Origin of the sequence: Neobacillus paridis (genome assembly GCF_016765675.1) — a bacterium.
GTDB lineage: Bacteria > Bacillota > Bacilli > Bacillales > Cytobacillaceae > Neobacillus > Neobacillus paridis.
The window spans coordinates 1-518 of the sequence record NZ_JAESWB010000234.1; the positions used below are offsets into that span (position 1 = coordinate 1).

Consider the following 518-nt stretch of genomic DNA (forward strand, 5'->3'; position numbering starts at 1 on the left):
TGCTTGAACAGCTGCGCCAACTGGGTCGGGTCGATGCCCGGCACCGGAATGTGCGCGCCAATGCGGTATACCACCAGAGCCGCAAGCAGGAACCACAGACGATTCCACGGAAAACCGCTTGCCGCGCCCTTGGCCAGTTGAGGAGTAGTCGCCAATTGGTACTCCGATCAGGATGCCGATTTAAGCAACGGAGCCGCCAGCGGCTTCGATTGCGGCTTTGGCGCCCTTGGTTGCAATCAGACCTTTCAGGCTGACTTTCTTGGTCAGTTCGCCGGAAGCGATCACGCGAACGACGCGCGCCATTTCGGAAACCACGCCAGCCTGCTTCAGTGCCAGCAGATCGACTTCACCGACCGGCAGCTTTTCCAGATCGGAAAGGCGCACTTCGGCTTTGTACGGGGTTGCCAGCGACTTGAAGCCGCGCTTCGGAAGACGACGCTGCAGAGGCATCTGACCGCCTTCGAAGCCGACCTTGTGGAAGCCGCCCGAACGGGACTTCTGACCCTTGTGACCACGAC

General features: G+C 60.4%; 1 protein-coding gene. It reads right to left on the reverse strand.

The genetic code is table 11. The features are described 5' to 3' along the window. Positions 1-180: 180 nt before the first annotated feature. On the reverse strand, positions 181-518 hold a 338-nt coding region (gene rplO / locus JK635_RS28630), incomplete at its 5' end, for a 50S ribosomal protein L15 (protein WP_202655040.1).